Genomic DNA, 18,368 nt, shown 5'->3' on the forward strand with positions numbered 1-18,368 from the left:
TGAGTGAAAAGAGAGAAGTTGTCGGGTTCATCCGCGGGTCGCCGGCGGCGGCGCGGGGGTGGATGAGGTCGTCGTGTCCACGCTTTGGCCTGAGGGATCGTTGGCCTGCAGTTGCAGCGCGGGAAGGCTGTCGATCGCTTCGACTTGCCACTTGCCTTCAACCGATCGCAGCGTGAGGGGGCAGTCGAGCTGCTCGGTGATGTTGTTCTTTGCAGTGGCCAAGAACGTCACGTAGAGGCGCGCTTTTTGCGCACCGTCGCCGTTGTTGTCGACGGTGCTTTGGATCTTCTGGACGACGACATTCACGTAAGGCGCGGGCCGCAGTGGCTTGTCCGGGATGTCGGCGATGACATAGCGCCGGAAGTCGAAGTCTTTGTTTTCCGTGAGATAGGCCGTGAGAAATCCCGCCGCGGTCTCCCCGAGCGGTGATTGCTTGTTGGTGTCGTGTTTGTAGGCCAGCCGCAGATCGACTCCGATGTCGGTCCTGTCGGCGGGCACCGGCCGACCCGTTGCGCGGGGTGCGTTGTTGAGCACGGAGATGAACACGCGGTAGTACTTGCGCTCAGTTTCGGCCGGCGCGGTGTTGCTGCTGTTGCCTGTGACCATTCCCGCGTTCTGCGGAGCGGTGATCACAGCGCTCTGCATCAAGGTGAGTCCGGAGACAACCACCTTCCACACCGCCAAGCCGTCAACGTCACGCTCCTGCTTGAGGTAGTTCACGCGGACATCGGTGAACCGGCCACGCGCAGAGGGAAGGCTCGCGTCTTTGAGCGTGACGTAGGGCGTGAGCGATTTCTCCTCCCCCTGTTTCGCCGTCAGGTATGCCGTCACGTATTCCTGTGCGAATCCGCTAACAAGCTCTGCCGCGGGGATGCTGCTGTTACCCGGCGTGGGGTCCGCCGCCTGCCCATCGGTCCCTAGTGAGCCGACTGCATTAATGAGCACGCCGGCGCAGCCGACGGTCGCCATCGCCATGAGGACGCGATCTTTGAGCTTGTCGCGGTCCATGGGTTTTACCAATGCCGCGAAGTTTTCCCTTGGGGTGAAAAATTTCCCACTCACGGTAAGTCAGTCTTTCACAAGGAAGCGTCGTGACGGGCTATTGCGCGCAGCCAAGATGCGTCGGCTTCGTCGCTGTCGACGACGATGAGCTTCAGCACTTTGGCGCGTGCAGATTCACTGAAGGGGTTGTCGTGCCATTCGTCGGCGGCGATCTTCACTTCGCGCGCGTACCGCCGCGCGGCGGCGAGGTCTTCGTCAAAGCCAGCCCCGCTGGCGGTGGCGGGTCGGCGGGAGTTGGGTGCGAGCTCCATCGGTGGTCCTTTGTCTCGGTACTTGGTAGGCACCCTTGGTTTTGGTGCCTCTACCGGTTAAGTACCTGCGCCTTCACGGTTTTCCGTCGCTGCTGGCACGAAGAATTTTTCAGCTCGGCAGCTAACCTCGACCGGCCTGAGCGGCTCCCCGATTTCAAGTCCGATGTTTGCTGAGGTCCTTGACATTGGTGGTACGCTCGGCTGCAGCTGTGCCGGAGGCGGAAAGCAAGGGCGAGCGACCTTTCAAGAGTGAGTTTTCTAGCGCTATTTCCGCTGGTCAGAGCGTGATCGTGAACTCACACGGCGTATCGGCGAAGTCCTCGCAGGTCGTGCACGTTAAACGTGCTCAACCACTCACGAATCACGTGAGTTGCTAGCGGCATGGCGGTGCACACTTTGGGCACACATTTTCGCGGCCGTCCGGCACATTCGGGCGGGACGGCGCCGCGACCGTTAGTCACATCCGGGGCCATGTGCTGGGGCACGTGAATTGTTCGGCTTTTAGCTTCCGTCGGCCCCTGCGCCGTGAATTTTCCGACTGGGGATTCCTCGTGGTCGTTCACGCTGGTAGTTCCGTCGCCCGCGGCCCTTTTAGTGATGTAGATCACTCCCCGCGCACAGCAGCTGCGAATTTTCACGGCTGACGTCACGTCGTTGCTGACGAGTCAGTCAATGCCCATTCCGAACCTGAGGTCATCAGGCAACGCGCGCGTAGCGCATCCACACCTTCCGAATGAAGGAGAACCCGATGACCATCACGACCAACTCCCCCGCGACACAATTGGGCGATCACGCCGCCGCTCGCCCCGCCGGCGCAATCTCACACAAGAATTCACACCCGCTTTTCCACCACGCGCTCACGACGGCAAACCTCCCGAGCAACAGAGCACTCGTTCAGCGCTGGCTTGGCACGCTCGGCCATCTCAGCGTTTCCGAGCTCCTGGCGGCCGTCGCCGCCCAGGACAGAGCAGCGACCGCTTTCCTGCTCACTGAGCATCACCGCGGCGCGCAGCTCGCGACTACTCTGCTGCTCGGCGCCAAGGTCAACATGCTGCTTTCAGTGGCATCTCACGCGCCCGGTGACACCCGTGACGAACGCTTCCAGACCACCCTCGAAGCTTTCCTTGGTCACGCTCTTGTGCGGGTTGACGTCACACATACCTATGTCGATCAGCAGCTGTACTGGATCACGTTGAGGACCGTGACGAACGCCAAGCGGACCCAGCGTGACGACCTCACGCTGACCCGTGAGGAAGCCGCCGAGGATGTCGCGGTGAACATCGAGTCGTATCTCTCGCGTGATGCCATCCTGCAATGGGCCCACAGCCGCGGGATCCTCAAAGAGGCAGATGTCGAAACACTTATGCTCCGTTACGGCGGTGAGGATTCGCGCCCCGTTCGCGACCTGGCCGAGCGACTCGGGATCACCGAAGATGCTCTGGAGTCACGGCTGCGGCGCGTGAAAGCTCGGCTGCGGCGTGCAGTTCACGCCCACCGTGATGACCTCAATCGTGCCTGCGTCGAGTACGGATGGGCACACCGTGACATCGGTTCTCTCGCTGAATTTGGGGATGTCGCGTGACGGGGTTAGCGCCAGATCCCGGGATAACATCGGCCCAGGACGCCGGCAGCTCACCTGCTGTTACGCCGGAAAACCCGCACGATGAAGGGGCGGCTGACGTGGCCGATATCTATGACGCGCACTCCGGTCTGATCACTGATCAGCTCGTCGATAACCCACATCTTCTCGACCCCATCAGTGACCAGTTCGCCGCTGACAACAACGACGAGTACGGCCAGTGGGTCCCGCCCGAAGGCGACGACCTGCCTGGTGGTGACGACGGCAGTGTTTCGAACATCAGCGAGCATGTAGGAGCGGCTGACGTCGATACGGCCGCGGACTCACGCGCTTTGACTGATGCTGAACAAGCCAACTTCAACGCGATCAACGACATCCTGTCCGGCCACTCCGAACGCAGTCTGGTTGGCTCCGGAGGTCGCGGCGAGTACGTCCATCGTGACGACGCGATTCACGGGGTAGATGATGACGACGAAGACGCGCCCCCGGCGTCGACCGCGCCGCTCATGCCTGCCAAACGGCCGCCATGGTGGCAGTTCAAATGGTTCAACTGGGACCGGCCACTTCACCGTGTTGGTGCCGTGTCGTCCGCTGCTCTAGTCGTGTTTGGTGTCGTCTCAGTGGTGATGTCATCGGGCGATGATTCGAACACGTCCACGGCCACGACGACGACCACTCCGCCATATACGGTGCCTACAATCACCGAGACATCGGCAGCGCCAAGTGCCCCTCCGGGTACGCCCGGTGCTGACGGTTTTATCCCCATCAAGGGTGACCCCGAAGCGCGGTGCACGGCCGGATCCACTAGAACCGGCCAGGCTTTCGATCACAACGATGACACCGCGTGGATGTGCGTTCCTGCCTCGGGTGTACCGGGCACTGTTCTGCGTGTGCAATTCGATGACTGGTACCTCGTCACCGGCATGTCGACCGTCCCGGGATGGAACCGGATCAACCCCGACAATTCTGACGAGTGGATCAAACATATGACCGCGGCCGTCGTTGAATACCAGTTCAACGACAAGGACGAAACTCGGTTCACACAGCCCACCCAGAACTACCGCGGCCCCGTGCAAACACCGATCGATCCGCCGGTCTTGGCGTCTGCGATGACCATCACGATCCAGGAATTCGGCAAACCCACTGGCGCCGTGCCAAACACCACCACGCTCCCCGGCAAGGGCGCCACAATCGCCTCGGACACCCCCGTAACCGGCGACCTCAAAGACTTCGCGATTTCGACCATCGACATCATCGGGCACCGCCCGAACTAGGTTCGTATGCCACCGCGCATGGGATGTTCCTGACTGCGCCCAGAATGCGCGCGCATCGCCCTCGGACACCGCCGCGCGCCGGTCAAGCCGTCCTGAAACGGCGTCATTACAGCGCGGAAGTACGGCTCAATCACGTCAACTCTTGAACCCGTTTTCCGTCCCGCGCCAGTGCTCTGCAGCCCGTGCGCCCTCACGCGCCACCACGCAGGACTGCGAACAACCAGAGCGCCCGCTAGCACCTTCCGCGTCGCCTTTTCATGGCCGCGGTTATCGGGCCGCACGGCGGCGAACTGGAGCCCCCAGCGTGATGCTCCAGGGCTGTGCCACGGTCGTTCAGACGATCAGATAGTGCGCCGGCGGGACGCCACGACGGCGGCCACAATGACGGTCCCGATCCCGAGGACACTGATAGACCCGCCAGCGATGATTGACAGAACGCCGCCGATCACGAAGGTCGGTCTGGCATTACCTCCCACGCCGAACCTGTCCGAAGGTTGACCTTCGCACATCACGGCATACTCGCCGGCTTGGCTCGCGGTCACGGTGAAGATGGCGTCCCATCCGTTGAGGCTGAGTCCGCCGTCGTAGGTCGTGATCGATGCGTCATGGCCAGAGCCTGTCCGAGTTCCCACGTTGCAATGCACAGCGTGATCGGTCGCCGAGGTTTGGCCGAACACCACGCGACTCTCGCCGGCGTCGAAGGGCACCACCGTCATTCCGCCAGCACTGAAAATGCGTTCCTTGCGTGGCAGGGCTTGAGCTGCTCCGCCTATCAGACCGGCAAGTCCAAGCGCCACGGTGATCACCCCGACGGTGAAGAGTGCTCCACCGACGATGTACCAACGTTTAGCCAGGAAAGGCGGCTTCCGTGGTGGGGCACCGGGAGCATTGAAATTGAACGCCGGTTGACCGTAACCCGGGACAGCACCGTAGCCAGGTGGGTATTGCTGGCCCTGTTGCGGTGCCGTCCAGGAAGGGTCGCCCGCGCTTGGAGGTTGGTTGAACACCACTGGGAACCTACCGACCAAGTATTTGACGTCCTCCCCACGGCTGAAACCTAGGGATTTCAAACCTGCGAGCGGGGCGACCGCCGTCGACGCGCTCGCATAGCCGTCGACTGCCAGCTGTCGATAGAAGGTGCATGCGGTGTGCCTGCTGTCGAACCCTAACCGCGTTCCTCGTGAGCGATGAGCGACACTCTTGCGCGAAATGTCATGACAGCAATAGACTACTGTCATGACAATTGACCACGTCTCCGAGGCACACACCTTCACCGTTACCCGCGATTACCTGAGCCTTGAAGAGGCTCAGCTCCATGCCCGCGCGCGGCTGAGCGCATCGCCGAGAACAGCCCGTGACGCTGTGGAACAGTCGATCAGCCAGCTGTGGTCGGCACAGAACGGTGTTCTGACTAGCAACCAGCTGGCTGCCATCACCACAGCCGCACACGTGGCTGCCACGGCCAATGGCGCATCATTCAACGAGTCGATCCAGCAGTACCGCGCGTGCTGCGACCTCTGCGCACCGACAGAAACAACAACAACAGACCCGACTGCGGACGAGTATGGGAACTTCGAGAAGGACGGGAAGCTCTACAACAAGTACGGCAGCGAGATCTGCCGGACATGCCACGTCCCGCGACATAACCACAGCTGGGTGAGCACGCCAAACCCGCATCGATACGACAGCGGAACCGACGGGCAAGCCCGATGAGCGAGCAGCTCGGCACAGTTAGCACTGGCGGCGCAGACGATCAGCAACCCCAGCCCGGCGACATCGTGATGCTGTTTCGGCTTGAGGAAGGCTCCGAGTGCTCACCTATCGCCGCTCATTTCGCGATCCTGGCCGCATTGCGAGACGCCGGCCTGATCCCGTACGACAAGTGGGACACCCCAGCCTTGGACGCTCAAAGCATTGCAGATTTCCGAAAGAGACAAGGAAAGCTGCGAAAGCCGGTGGTGCGTCGATACGGCCGATCTGGCACCTGGTCGCCATAGGGCGACGGATCGACACATAAGGAGGCTATGTCATGACAGATGCGACACTGGTCGCCGTGCCCGACGACGATCAGTCCACTCCACGCCGCACGATCCGCATCCCCGACGACGAGTGGGAATCCGGCCTGGAAGCTGCTGAGGCCAATGGCGAATCCCTCTCAGCAGTGATCCGGCGGCGCGTCGCCGATTACGTTGACGGTGACACGACCGTGCAATACCGCGCCACCTCACGCACCATCCCATCGTTGGTTATCGAGAACATCACCGGAAACCTCGACGACGTGCGCGGACACTTCCCGACAAAACACTGGCTGCTCGAAGGAAGAGAAGTAGCTGCATATCGGGCAGTAGGCCGACGTTCCGGGTAGGCCGCTGATGCCGACTACGGCCGCCGCGAGAATCGGGATGTAGAAGTCGAGGTCGTACGTCAGCCACGCGAGTATCGCCGCGGCGCGGTAATCGTCGTCGAGATTGCGATGTTTGACGCCAGGGCCATGGTGGCGAAGACAGCCGCCTACGCAAGCTCGTTGGCGGTGTCGCTGGATGCGGCCCTGATCACGCGGTAGACAGTGTCGCGGCCCACACTGAAGCGAGTGGCGATTTCAGCTGCGCTCACCTGCGCTGCGGCCAGATCCAGCACCTGTTGTCTTTGTTCCGGGGTGAGTTTGCGCGGTCGGCCGCCTGCCTGGCCCTGGGCCTTCCGGGGTGGCGTGGCGTGGCGCTCCTGTTCCTGTTCAATCCCCAACTGCGCCACCGACACGAGTACGCCAACCATCATTCGTCCGGCGGTGGTGCGGGTGTCGATACCTTCGCGCACCGAGTGCAGGTCAGCTCCGCGGTCGGCGAGGTCATTGATGGTCGCGAGCATCTCGGCTACGGATCGGCCCAGGCGGTCGACGCTGTGCACCACGATTGTGTCGCCCGCGCCAACGTTGTTCAGCAGTGCGGATAGACCGGGCCTTGGGTCCTTGGTGGATGCGGCTGAAAGTTCGTCTACGTACATGTCATCGGGGTCGACGCCAGCCTCTGTCAGGGCGTCGTATTGCTGTTGGTCGAGCGCTTTGGGGCGGCCTGCTACGCGGGCGTAGCCTAGGCGTTTTCTCATATCCGCACCGTTTTCTGGCTGTTGTGCTGGGTGTGTATTGGCAGGTTTTCTGTGGGCTGGTCTATTCCGTGCCGTGGTGGCTGCGGAGCCCTTGTAAGCGGATCCGGGTGGTCGCTCGTGTTCGGCCGTTTTGGGGCCATGGCTTGCTGACCAGTCATGACAGCGACGTGGTCACGACTGCCCCCACAGCGGGTCGTGTGCGGACGGCGGTGTGACGGCGTTCGGATGGGGGTTTCGTCGGCCGGATTTCCGTGTTCAGTGCGGAATACGACGGTTGTAGCTGCCGGGGATGCGGAGATTGACAGGTGTGCGGGGCCGTCTCCGACCAGCGGCCTGCCGTTGTTGGTGGAGTTGTTCTCCAATGGCGCGCACGTGCGCGTCGTTTCCGAAGTTAGCTGTGCGCCGCGTGGGTTGGTCCGGCATTGGGCGCTGGTGGGCGGGAAAGCGTCGTCTTTCTCGGTTCCGATGTGGGTGCTCATCGGCAGTTTCCCGATGCCGACGGGCACTGGTGGCTGGCAATGGGATCGGTCCATCTGCACAGCCGTCTGGCGCCGCGCGTCCGCCCGCTTCGGTGCAGGCTGGTGGGGTGCTGCTGCGCCGATCGCGGTCGGCGTGGCGGTGAATGCGATCGCGGCGACGCGCCCCCGCGGATGAGGCCGGCACGCACGGTTTGTGTCGATCATCGGGGTATGCCTCTCAGTGGTTGGGGCGTGGCGCTAGCCGTCGGGTGTGGCGAGGGGGTGCTGGGCGGTCGAGCTTTGCAGTTTGCGACAGGCCCCGCTAGTCGGGGACGATCTCGATCTCGGCTGGGTTGACGTGGATGTGCAGCTGGGCGAGTGCGCCTGCCAAGGCCGTCGCGATCTCGGCGATCTCGGCGGTGCTGAGTGGGTCGGGGTGGATCAGGTCGTGAATCACCCGGGTGGGAATGACGATCTTCATCTGGGGAACTCTCCGTCTGTCTATCTGCGGGCTAGGGGGATTTGGCATGTACCGCCGCGGCCATGCAGTGCTGATCAGGCGAATCGGGCCAACACGTCGTCGATGCCGGGCTGCGCGTTGCTGATCTTCTGCTGCTTGTGCTGCCACGTGATGCCGATCTTGTTCAGGTTGCGAAGGAAGCTGGACAGCCGCTTGTAGCCGGCTTCGTTCTTTGCGCCTGTGACGCCTGTCGAGGTGAACAGCACCCGGAACTCCGCCATCGGCAAGGTCCAAGCGGACCGGGCCCGGGCCTCTGCTGCGCCTACCCCGGAGACCTCGGCTCCGGTCACCTTGTCTACAGCGACGTACGTGCGCGGAAAAGGTCGGCTCGCGTAGTAGTTCTCGTCCCGTCCGTGAGCGGTGTTGGTGCGGAGGCGGTTGCTCTTGGGGAACTGAGCGACCCAGGCGTCGCGCTCGGCCTCGCAGTTCTCGTCGAAGTAGATGACCGCCTCGATGCGGACATCGCCGTCGTACTCGGTCGTTCGAAAGGTCAGCCCTTCGGCCAGCCGATCGGCCTTGCGGAGGGTGCGTGTGGGGCTGTCAGCGGGGGCATTCATCGGTGTTCCTTCTGATGAGTCGGTCGCGGCGATGCTGAGACTTCGACCGGTCCTGGTTTCCCGCGCTAAGCGGCGGCCGCGCACCCATCGTAAGCAAAACTGTCGCAATACGCAATATTGCGACTCGGTTTTGCTTTGCATTTCCGACTGGCCAACATCGGAATACTCGTCGGCGGGCCGTGGGGTTTTGCGACAAGTCGAGGGTCGTTGGCTGATGCGCGCATCCGCTTGGGCGCTATGACCGATCACCCATCGTCAATTCTAGGTTGACGGCAACTTCGGCCACGCCTGGCCTGGCGCGCCAGTTTCAGCCGTGGAGCGGTTGGCGCAGGCGCGTGGCACACCGTGGCGCAGCCTTGGCACACCGTTGGCGCGGCACCGGCGCGCCAAATTCGCCCTTTCGTACCCATTGGTCGCAGCGCGGCGCACTACTGGAACGCTTCTTGAGCGGAGTGGAACACCACGGCGCATCCACGGCGCGGTTGAAGACTGCTATTTGACTCATGGGTCAACCCGCCCGGCTCCTCGGCCCCGGGCGCATCCTCCGAGCGACGAGGAGCGGAGAGGTCCGGGCCGACGGAGCGCGCCCTGGGCGAAAGTTTGCCGCCCAGGGGAACTCTCGGATAGGCACAGTGGTTGCATTTCGCACCTCGTCCGCGGGCTCCCCCGGCAACACGAGATCGCCGATAGACGATCGCGTGTGAACAACAGGTCCACACCTGATCCTGGCTAGATCTCCGGGAGTGTCGGCGCTCCCCGACTCTTCCCGTACGTCGCAGTGACGTGTTGTGCTTGCATGTGTGCGGCCGGCCGCGGCCTGCGCGATCAGGCTCCGGCGTGCACAAAAAAAGTGCCGTCGTGAGCGACTACTCACGACGGCACTTCGGAGAGTGAAATGCCTTGCTAGGCACCGATCAATTCAGTGCGGTGGTCATCGCGGACCAGCTCGAAGCTGGGGGCTGAGACCGCAGCCTTCTTGCCCTGCCGCTTGGTGGACCGCCGTACAGCTCGTGACATGGTTTCATCGTCGAGCTCAAGGAACTCTTGCAGCTTCCCGTGCACGTACTCGGGGATTGCGCTGTGCCCGGCTTCCATACGTCCGAGGTGGACGGCGCTCGTTCCAACATTGGGTGCGAGCTGAGCCAGGCTGTAGCCGGCCAGGACTCGGTAGTACCTGAGGTCTCGCGCGGTCTCGGTGACCTGGTAGAGCTCGGCCGGCGGTACTTCGAGGACTCTGGCCAGGCGGTTGATGAACGAAGGCGACGGCACCGCCTCGCCCTTAGCCCAGCGAGACACTGTGATGTGGTTGGCTTTCACCTTGGCAGCCAGTCCGCGGTTGTCCAAGCCTTTCGCCTCTGCGAGGGCTGTCATCGTGCGGTACTTGAAGACCCCGAGCATTGCAGCAGCTTCAGAACGCATGTGGCCGCGTCTCCTTTCTCGCCTCGTCCGGAGGTGTTGACATGACTATAACCGGCCTCATTCGGGCACGACAGTTTCTGCGACGACGCAACACGCCGGTTCAATCGAATTTCACTTGTGTCTCACGCGTACAAAAACGCTGGTCAGCGACGACATTCACGGTGAAAAAACGTGATCATTTCGCAGCGTGTCGTAACACGCAGGATTGCCGATGGTGGTAAGTCATGGCACGATTCGCAGCGTGGGTGGCTGGAAACACCCACGGGAAGGTCCACCACGGCGCCTGATGCGCGCTGCCAACTGAATATCGAACACGCCAAAACTCACCCGGCGGGCAAAAAGCAAAACACCCGCTGGTAGCTGGAACTACCAACGGGTGGGCTGCCCCGAAAGGACAGCGGATGTCTTGCCGACACCGCCATTTTAGCGTGCGACCAGCACGTTTGGCAAATGTTACGTTCGACGAAATTGGCCCCACTGGGTCACGGATTGATCACGGCTCCGACGTAGCTGTGACCGATGTTTTAGCAGGTCAAGCGCCGTCTGCGCTTGCCCGCGCTCAGTTCCGCAGTCGGCGCAAGAGCTGGATTCGCGATGTCGGGAGAGTTTCGGCGTCGACTCCAATGTGGATTTCGAGATCCGCGTTCCTGGCCGATGTCGCCGTGTGGGTTGACACTGCCGCCGGCCGTGAAGCATGCAAGCGTGAGCACGTAACCGCTGATCTCTTCGCCCGGGTTACCGCGGCGTGCGCAAGTTTCGCTGATAGCGCGACCGGACGACACTGCGCCGCGACAAACACCAAGATCGCCCAGCTGGCTCGCTGCTGTGCACGCAGCGTCACGACCGTGCGCAGGATCCTTTCCGAAGCAGGATTCGCCGTCGAGGTCTACCGCGGATCGGGGTCCCGGAACACACCAACCGCCGGCCGACGAGCGTCTGTCTGGCACTTCCTCTCGCGTCGACAGCCTGTGGATAACTCGCCTCTTTGCGCACTACCCTCCCCACTAGATAAAGATCCTTCTCACCAGTTGGGTTCTAACTCCCCAAGGGAGCCGCAGAGCGTCTCCCCGCGACGGAAATCCACCAAACCCAGGCCTTCGGCCAGTCAGCATCCACGCCAGGTCCGCAACATCGCCAGCTGGATGGCCGGTCACTTCGTCGGGCTCACAAAGTCCAGGCCCGGACAACACGTCGTTGGGCAGCTCTGCATAGCGCTGAGCAACAGCCACCTTGAGGTCGATCTTTGGACAGGCCCTCTCCTGCGAGACGCCCTTGACCAGCAGATGAAAAGCGCCGGCATGACCTGGCCAAACCAGATCCACAGCCCAGGCGCATTCCTCGCCCAACGGCTCAGGAAACTTCCCGCGCGGCCTCCGCAGAGCTCGGTGCCTCACAAGCCGGCCGTGGTCAGTGACTCCCACGTATCGGCTGTGGTTCCTGGCCCGGCGTCCGTGGCTCGGCGATCGGCTATGGCCTTGTGCCGCCAGATTCTCAAACAGCCTCGTCAAGCCTGAGCGTTTCGTTCGGTTCCAGGGATCGGTCGCTGTCCGCTGAAAACTCGCGGACATGCAGTTATCGACCCTGCAGCGGGGCCTGACCCACGCCGGCCCTGTTTTTCGGACCCGTCCCGGTTCAAAAATGCGGCTCTGAGAGGGCCTGTAGCGCCCGTTTGGGTCCTTTGGTGGGTGATTGCCCGTGTGCGGTGCCCACGCGCGCGAGAACGGCGCACAGACGGGCAAAATCTACCGTCAAATTCGTTGGAGCTAACCGCCGGCAGGCCTGTTTGCGCTGGTAGGGGCCAATAACAGTGCACCCACAGCATACGAATACTGTGCATTTATCGTGAGCTGATTAGAGACACAATCGTGGAAGATTCCCGCGAGGTTCACTGTGCTGACGGCGCCGCTGTCACATATCACCGACATTATCTCAATGATCAACTCATGTCAGGGTTATATGACATTCATGTGGAGTATGAGTCGAATGTCAGCGCATTGTGATTTTAGCCCTGAGCTGGGGCGATTCGCCCGCGGCTTGCGATGACTGCGGCCACACGTGTCCCTGACCCCTCCCCTCCCCCACCGTGGCCGGCGAATCCTTTCGGCCGCGTACAGGGGTGATGCTGGGCGGTGACCTGCGCAAATGTCGGCTAAGGCGGTAGGTCAACACCGTTGGAGGCGGCAAGGCGGCCGTGCGGTGGGGAGCTGTCGGCAACGCTCGGAGATGAAAATGCGAGAAGTGGTCCACCTGGCCGGCGTTCACGGACACGGGGTCGCACAGGGAGCGACCAGGTCGCCACCGACGGCCATCGTCCTAACGTCACAGTGACGAATATAGGCCCGGGAACAACCTCTTCATAAGGTCACTATGGGTCACACATACCCAACGGGTACTCGACATAGTCTGCTCATGATCGGTACGTAGCTAACATGTGTGTTAGACATCGGCCAAACGTTGATACGCCATTGATGCATCATTTGTCCGTCATCGCAACAACGTAGCAATGTCATTGCTCAAACGTAGAACTATTGATTGCAAATCATTTATACAACGTTGTGACCACATAAACACAGCATTATAAAAATGTTTGTAGCAGATAGATCAAATGATGTAGGGACATAGTCCGATGATGAGTATCAGATGACTGGTATGTCGTAACTATGAGACGCAATCATTTGACCAACGTTGTGTTCATCGTGAGAAGACATAGATAGAAGATGCGCACTATGTGATGAAGACGTTCATGTCATGAGATATCGCCATGATTACGTCATGACACTCATATGCGTACATCATTGATTGATCGTGAATGAACCTATGAGAGGACTCATGAAATGTTTGTGAATGCACTGTGAGTGCATATATCCGCAGGTTGACATGACGCGAGTGGCTGCAGTGCCTGCATCTAGCGGCAAGATGGTAGCCATGGCAGACACCCTACTCGTCGACACGGCCGCGGTACGGCAGATCGGCCACGGCATCTTCAAGGCCGCGGACAGGCTTGCCGGGGCGGGTCGAGGGCTGCGCTTCCCCCTGCCCGCGCCTGCAGCGGACCCCCTCTCATTGCGCATTGGCGCGGGGCTTTCCCGATGTGCGAGGGCAGCAGGGATCGCGGCCGGCGACGCAGCTGATGAGCTGACACGTGTCGGTGAAGCTCTCTGCGGAAATCTGGAGTTAGTCAGCCAGATCGCGAGATTCACTCGCCTTGCTCAGGTCGGCCTTGTTGCCCCCTGCCCAGAAGGGCCGGCTGAATTCAGTGCAACGATCAAACGTGATGTCCAGGGCGACGAGCTGCTCCCCGTCTACCAGTTGAAAACCTGGAGCGACGATGAAGTATTGAGTTGTGCGGTGCTGCTGGCCGGCGGGGATGTAGAGACAGCCGGGGCATTCACTGCGGCACCGATCGTCCTCACCGAGGTCGGCGCCGACATCGGCCGGCTGGCTGAGGCGTTAGAAGAGGCGTGGCCAGCGACGACGGCATCTGCGCTATTGAAGCGATTCGCGGCTTGGGTCAGTGGCCCCCTGGAGGGGGTGGCTGGGCAGATAGTCGCCGCCCAGGGGCAGTGGACTGAGGAGTACCGCACGGCGCGCGAGGCCGTAAGTATCGCTGCCCGGGCAGTACGTGTCGATTCGTCTGCAGGCACTCGACGGGGCCGACAGTGAGCTCAGCGCTGATATAGGTCAAGTGCGCAGCGCCCTGCAGGTTTACGCCCAGGCCCGAATTGTGGAGTCGGTGACGTTCTCGGAGTCGTACCCACGGATGAAAGCGTCGGGTGGTCGAGCCGGCATTGGCTAGGCAGCCTGGTCGGTAGCAGTGCTGGGGCGGCCAAAGCGAGCATCGACACGAAACGATCCCCTCAACCTAGTTACACGACGGGGTTGAGGGGGGTATTATCGGGGATAAGGGAAGCGGATCAGCTTCTAAGAACGTGAGGACCCGACCTGTGTGGATGTACGACCGCGGCGACCGTCGACTCGCTTCGAAGTGGGCATGCTGATGTCCGGGGGGAAGGGCAGTGCCGAGCGGCGGCGGTACGTGGAGAACCGTGCACGACGAACGGCCGACGGGGACAAGCGAAGTGCGCCTTGGACGATCCCCGACGCGCGCACTGCCCTCGATGTGAACCTCAGTGTTCCTGAGGCGGCCACGATGGTTGGCCGGACCGCGGTCGCGGTTGAACGCCTGCGTGCGAAGTGGCGAAGGGGGGAGCTTCCAGCGGGTTTGGCTGATCAAGTTGCCCCGCCTCCACCGCGGCCGCAGGGTGGCCGTCTCAATTCCAGCACCGTTACTGCAGGCCTGAATGGACAGGAGTTCGACTAATGGGCGGCTATCTGATCACCGAGTCCGGGACCTACATCCTCGGCGACACCCCCGAGGTCGACGATCTCGTGTGCCTGCTGACTGAGGTCGGTGCGACACGTACTGATGAGCCGCTTCAGGTGTTGTCCCGTCAACAGCTCGTTACTCAGTTGGGCCGCGGGATCCCTGCCGAGTTGAAGGCAGGAAACGTGGTTGCCGGGGACCCGGAGGCTGGGGGCTTCCGGTGCTGGTGGCCGTGGGTAGCCCAGCAGTATCTGGCCGGAGTTGAGGCCGCGGCCGTGGATGCGTTGGCGACAGCCGAGCCGCCGAATGAGGCGAACGCGAAGGATGCGCAATCCGTTCCGAACGCTGAAAGTGGGCCTAGCGACGACAGCTGGCCGATCCGTTCCCGCCAGTGGGAGGACGTGGAGTACTCCGGCGTCGATCGATTGGTGCTCATCGCGACTACGCGAGGGGTCGTCAAGCCAGCGGGTCTGGTCGTGGCGCCGGCGCTGCGTCAGCCGGCTGATCTCGGCAAGCTCGCCACCAGTCAGGATTGGGGAAAGAGGCCCGACAGTCCGCGGCCTCAGATCTGGATCACCGGTGAGGCGATGGAGCTTCTGGACTTTCCGACGGAGGGGCTGACCAAGGAGACCATCGCCGATGTGGTGGGTGACTTCTTCGGCGCAACCATCACCTACAGCAAGTCTGGATTCTTCACCTGCGGCTTTCCCCGGGCTGAGGATCCCGACAAGGTGCTCGAAGTTGAGGTCATCCTGATGCCGGCCGCACACCTCGACCCGTCAGAGTCGCGGCCAGACGATCGCGGCATCCTCGGCATTATCGGCAAGACCTTGCTGCCCGACGACGAGATCGAGGCGGCGCATCTTCTAGCCGACCGGCTGCAGTGGCTCTACGGGATCGAGAATGTGCTGCCGGCACCGCGGTGGACCCAGGTAGGTGTGCAGCTCGCCGAGCTCAGCATCAAGAAGTCACGGCCGAAGCCGAAGAATTCCACAACGCCGCCGGCGTTGGTTGCTTGCCCAATGCCCAAGGAGATCGGGAAGCTGCCCGGGCAGTGGTGGACCGACAAGAGTTGGCGCCCACGTAGCCAGCACCGTCGGGGCGACGAGGTGTACGTCGAGATTGACCAGCAAGCGGCGTATCTGCCGTCGGTCGGAGGGGTCTATCTGCCGTACGGAACTCCGACGTGGGTGCACCCGGATCTCTCGTCATTCAACGAGCAGCAGCCGGTCCAGGGGGTCTTCCAGATCACGGTGCCAGCCGGCAACGACCTTGACATCTTCAAGAAGCTGCCGATCCCGCACCCCTCGATGTCATGGACGGATGAGTCCACCTTCTGGGCGACAACGGCCGACATTGTCCAGCTGATCGCTCCGGTAGGGAATGGAGGCGCCGGCCTGGCGATCGCGGAGATCGAAGCCCAAGCTGCCTATGTCTGGCCAGAACAGCACCAATGGCTCAAGGGCTTTGCGGAACTGTTGCGCCGCAAGCTGGTTGAGGCTCGCGCGGCCGGTCGGATCGACGAGGTAGAGATGCTTCAGGCGATCTACAAGAGCTACCTTGGACGGCTGTCGGCGGAAGGGGATACCGCATTTACCTATCCCTATGTGCATCACCTGCAGCCGGTTTGGCGGGCCATCACCGAAGCGATCACTCGCTGGCGTGCGCTGAGACATGCAGCGAAGGTGGCGACTGACTACGACCTGTACCCCATGGAAGTCATGGTGGATGCATGGTTCTACTCGGTCCCGGCCGACTTCAACGTGACGCTGCTCGAGAGTGGTCTGCAGAAGGATGGCACCCGCAACAACGGTGGCTATCGGATTAAGAAGCTGGACAAGGTGGCCTAGTCCATGAAGTTCTGGAACATCCCCGATCGCGCGCCAGAACAACCTCCGCCCGCGCCAAATGGAGAGCAGCGCAATCTATTTCGCGCCGTCCTTGACACGCTGACCGATCGTAGGGAACGGGAGCTGACGGGACACTGGGCCCGCGCGCCGAAACGGATCCGGCGCGCCAAAGCGGCACAAAGAGCGCGCGAAGAAATGGCCCGCCGTATCGCGCAGCACACCGGCAAAGCCCGACTCTCGGAGCGCACAATCGCACGCCGGGCCCGGGCCAATAAACCACCACCAGGAGTCGAACAGGTCTGGCTCGAACGATGGGAAATGATCGACCGGGCTGGCGGCATCGAGGAGTTGGCGCGCAGCCGCGCGACGACAGTGAAGCGCATTCGCACCTGGCGTGACTCACCCGACCCGGACAAGCCGATGCCCGGGCGGTCTCGTGGCGAACCTGTGCCTCCTGGCGCACCCCCGGGGGAGCTGCGCGTAGGCGTGGAATGCCGCGGGGCCAGCGCGGGGGATGGGGGATGGCTGACCATCAACCTCAAGGACTATCCCAAGGATATTCCTGCCGACCCAACAGCGGCATACGCGACGATCACGGTCACACCTGATGACGGGATCATGGATGCATGGATCGCAGAGGATTTTGACACCCTTCACGATCTGCTCGGTGAAGCGATCACGAGGCAGATCATTATGCCCACGTTCAATCTGCCGCCGACATACGACGTCGGATATCGCATCAGGAACCTGCGGAAGTTCATCCCCGGTGTGTGACTTCCAGGAACTAGGAAAGGGGAACGTGATGAATCCTCGACCGGCTGCCCCATCACGAGGTCTCACCGCCGGCGAAGTCCGCGCCAGGCTGGCCCACGTTCCAGACGACTACCTCGTTGTCCTCGCCGGCGATCCTGGCCGCGAGGAGTACTTGCCGCTGACTGGCATCGACACCCAGAACATCCGATACCACGCGGACAGCCCCCTGTCGGGGCGGATCACCTACCTCGATGACCGCGAACATGATGAACGTGACGTCGATGACACGATCGCCGCGGTGGTCCTGAACGGCGCTGGGAACTAACCCCGTCTTCAACGCTTAACCCCTGGCCCCTCCCCGCCGCCGGGGAGGGGCCAGGGGTTATTACTGCCATGGCCGCAGCCGGAGGAGGCAGCAGCAGCGTCGGGTTGCTGTGAAAGTTCATGTGCGGCTTTGTTGTCGGTGGTGGGCTGTAGTGTTTCGAAGTATTGGGGCTGGTCAGTGGGGTTGGCCCGATATCCGGAGAGACGGGGTTTCCAATGTTTGATCTGATTGCTCGCGCTGGGGAACTGCTTCGTTCTGTGCCCTTCATTCTGGGCTACACGCCTGAGGAGTCGTTGGTGATGGTGCTCTTTGATGGCAGGACGCTGCGCGGTGCGATGCGCATGGATTTGCAAGGGGTGGATGCCAATTTGGACCAGCTGACGCAGGCCGCCGCGGGAGCCGGCGCGGATGAGGCGTTTGCTGTGGTGGTCGATTCCAACGGGTTTCATTGCCCGCTGTGCGTTGAGGAGCGCCACACGATGTTGGACAACGTGATGTTGGCGATGGCAGCGGTGGGGGTCGACGTGCGTGCCTCGTTCGTGATTGACAAGGTTGCTGCGGGTGGCCGCTGGTGCCTTGTTGGCGACGATGAGTCTGTGCAGATCCTTGAGGACCCGGCAGAGTCGCCTATGGCGGTGGCTACGGTGCTGTCGGGTGAGCCAGTGGTGGGCACCCGCGATGATTTGAAGGCATTGGTTGAAGTTGAGACGGCCCGCATGGCGGTGGTGATGGAGCTGGTTGAAGATGTGGCCGGTTCCGACGTCGAGGTTGAGGCGGTGGTCGCTTCTGTGCTGGTGGCAGTGCGTCTGTTGGTCGGGGGCGGCGCGGTGACCGACCGGGATTTGGCCGGGATTGCTGTGACACTGCCGAACCCGGTTGTAAGGGATCAGCTGT

Annotated in this window: 16 protein-coding genes and 1 pseudogene; 10 read left to right on the forward strand and 7 right to left on the reverse strand. The window is 61.9% G+C overall.

The genetic code is table 11. The features are described 5' to 3' along the window. Positions 1-27: 27 nt before the first annotated feature. Positions 28-1,008, reverse strand: a complete 981-nt coding sequence (locus ACNQVK_RS02100) for a conjugal transfer protein (RefSeq protein ID WP_418028427.1) — start codon at positions 1,006-1,008, stop codon at positions 28-30. Positions 1,009-1,076: 68 nt separating this feature from the next. Next, entirely contained in the window at positions 1,077-1,313 is a 237-nt protein-coding gene (locus ACNQVK_RS02105; RefSeq protein WP_418028428.1) for a hypothetical protein, read from the reverse strand. A gap of 748 nt (positions 1,314-2,061) precedes the next feature. Between ACNQVK_RS02105 and ACNQVK_RS02110 the strand changes: the two genes are divergently transcribed. Then, the gene (locus tag ACNQVK_RS02110) at positions 2,062-2,895 is read left to right on the forward strand and encodes a hypothetical protein (RefSeq protein ID WP_418028429.1); all 834 of its coding nucleotides are present in this window, start codon (positions 2,062-2,064) and stop codon (positions 2,893-2,895) included. Next, complete coding sequence (locus ACNQVK_RS02115) at positions 2,892-4,166, forward strand: hypothetical protein (protein ID WP_418028430.1); 1,275 nt, start codon at positions 2,892-2,894, stop codon at positions 4,164-4,166. Before ACNQVK_RS02110 ends, ACNQVK_RS02115 begins: the two co-directional genes overlap by 4 nt. Before the next feature lie 341 nt (positions 4,167-4,507). On the opposite strand, the gene ACNQVK_RS02120 is transcribed toward ACNQVK_RS02115, so the two are convergent. Then, positions 4,508-5,173 carry a hypothetical protein gene (locus ACNQVK_RS02120; protein ID WP_418028431.1) on the reverse strand — a complete coding sequence of 222 codons (666 nt, stop codon included), beginning with the start codon at positions 5,171-5,173 and terminating at the stop codon, positions 4,508-4,510. A 229-nt stretch (positions 5,174-5,402) separates the two neighbouring features. Between ACNQVK_RS02120 and ACNQVK_RS02125 the strand changes: the two genes are divergently transcribed. The 3 genes from ACNQVK_RS02125 to ACNQVK_RS02135 are packed head-to-tail and all read left to right on the forward strand — an operon-like array spanning position 5,403 to position 6,531. Next, positions 5,403-5,879, forward strand: coding sequence for a hypothetical protein (locus ACNQVK_RS02125; RefSeq protein WP_418028432.1), 477 nt, complete (start codon positions 5,403-5,405; stop codon positions 5,877-5,879). Next, a complete protein-coding gene (locus ACNQVK_RS02130) occupies positions 5,876-6,163 on the forward strand; it encodes a hypothetical protein (RefSeq protein WP_418028433.1) in 288 nt (95 codons plus the stop codon). The genes ACNQVK_RS02125 and ACNQVK_RS02130 overlap by 4 nt, the downstream gene beginning before the upstream one ends. A 32-nt stretch (positions 6,164-6,195) precedes the next feature. After that, positions 6,196-6,531 (forward strand): hypothetical protein, encoded by a 336-nt coding sequence (locus ACNQVK_RS02135; RefSeq protein WP_418028434.1) that lies wholly within the window; start codon positions 6,196-6,198, stop codon positions 6,529-6,531. 146 nt (positions 6,532-6,677) lie between these two features. Here ACNQVK_RS02135 and ACNQVK_RS02140 read toward each other — a convergent pair whose 3' ends face one another. From ACNQVK_RS02140 to ACNQVK_RS02155, 4 genes and pseudogenes are all read right to left on the reverse strand, one after another. Then, positions 6,678-7,268: a recombinase family protein gene (locus tag ACNQVK_RS02140; RefSeq protein WP_418028435.1), complete on the reverse strand. Its 591-nt coding sequence runs from the start codon at positions 7,266-7,268 to the stop codon at positions 6,678-6,680. 780 nt (positions 7,269-8,048) lie between these two features. Next, positions 8,049-8,207 (reverse strand): hypothetical protein, encoded by a 159-nt coding sequence (locus ACNQVK_RS02145; RefSeq protein WP_418028436.1) that lies wholly within the window; start codon positions 8,205-8,207, stop codon positions 8,049-8,051. A 74-nt stretch (positions 8,208-8,281) separates the two neighbouring features. Continuing rightward, positions 8,282-8,803, reverse strand: coding sequence for a hypothetical protein (locus tag ACNQVK_RS02150; protein ID WP_418028437.1), 522 nt, complete (start codon positions 8,801-8,803; stop codon positions 8,282-8,284). A gap of 903 nt (positions 8,804-9,706) precedes the next feature. Beyond that, positions 9,707-10,246 (reverse strand): annotated as a pseudogene (locus ACNQVK_RS02155) (helix-turn-helix domain-containing protein); the annotation flags it as partial. A gap of 2,901 nt (positions 10,247-13,147) precedes the next feature. Here ACNQVK_RS02155 and ACNQVK_RS02160 point away from each other — a divergent pair. From ACNQVK_RS02160 to ACNQVK_RS02180, 5 genes are all read left to right on the forward strand, one after another. Beyond that, positions 13,148-13,885, forward strand: coding sequence for a hypothetical protein (locus ACNQVK_RS02160; protein WP_418028438.1), 738 nt, complete (start codon positions 13,148-13,150; stop codon positions 13,883-13,885). Between the two features lie 657 nt (positions 13,886-14,542). Next, positions 14,543-16,396 (forward strand): hypothetical protein, encoded by a 1,854-nt coding sequence (locus ACNQVK_RS02165; protein WP_418028439.1) that lies wholly within the window; start codon positions 14,543-14,545, stop codon positions 16,394-16,396. A 3-nt stretch (positions 16,397-16,399) separates the two neighbouring features. Continuing rightward, positions 16,400-17,170: a hypothetical protein gene (locus tag ACNQVK_RS02170; protein WP_418028440.1), complete on the forward strand. Its 771-nt coding sequence runs from the start codon at positions 16,400-16,402 to the stop codon at positions 17,168-17,170. Positions 17,171-17,198: 28 nt separating this feature from the next. Then, on the forward strand, positions 17,199-17,474 hold the full coding sequence (locus tag ACNQVK_RS02175) for a hypothetical protein (RefSeq protein ID WP_418028441.1): 276 nt from the start codon (positions 17,199-17,201) through the stop codon (positions 17,472-17,474). Positions 17,475-17,689: 215 nt separating this feature from the next. After that, positions 17,690-18,368, forward strand: a 679-nt coding sequence (locus ACNQVK_RS02180; protein WP_418028442.1) for a DUF4192 domain-containing protein, incomplete at its 3' end; no start/stop codon positions are given.

Origin of the sequence: Mycobacterium sp. 134, assembly GCF_048282715.1 — a bacterium.
Taxonomy (GTDB): Bacteria; Actinomycetota; Actinomycetes; order Mycobacteriales; family Mycobacteriaceae; genus Mycobacterium; species Mycobacterium septicum.